The sequence below is a fragment of the Abyssibacter profundi genome, assembly GCF_003151135.1.
Lineage (GTDB): Bacteria > Pseudomonadota > Gammaproteobacteria > Nevskiales > OUC007 > Abyssibacter > Abyssibacter profundi.
In genome coordinates this window covers 1-356 of record NZ_QEQK01000050.1, presented here as the reverse complement: position 1 = coordinate 356, position 356 = coordinate 1, and the positions used below count along the sequence as shown (strand labels likewise).

The window sequence follows — 356 nt, the reverse complement described above, 5'->3', positions numbered from 1 at the left end:
ATCCAAAAAGAGTGTTGCCATGTCATCCAGCTACCATCACCTGAGTCCAGAAGAGCGTGCGACCATCATGATTCAGCACGGCCAGGGCGCCACGCTTAGTTCGATCGCACGCCTGTTAGGCCGTCACCGTTCAACGATCTCTCGTGAGCTGTCRCGYCAGAGCGGCCGATCATACTCGGCAGTCCAGGCCGCCCAACGCTACCGCCGSGCTCGTCGCAGGTGCGGCCGACCGTCTAAGCTGCAAGCCGGTACACGCTTGTCAGATCGGGTCGTCAGCATGCTTGAGCATCGTCAGTGGTCGCCAGAGCAAATCGCAGAAAAGCTGAAACGGGAACACCCGGACGATCCGTCCATGC

Annotated in this window: 1 protein-coding gene; it reads left to right on the top strand. The window is 59.8% G+C overall.

What is annotated here, in order from left to right; translation table 11 throughout:
• Window positions 1-19: 19 nt before the first annotated feature.
• Window positions 20-356: helix-turn-helix domain-containing protein (locus DEH80_RS17880; RefSeq protein ID WP_165831546.1), on the top strand; the 337-nt coding region annotated here is incomplete at its 3' end.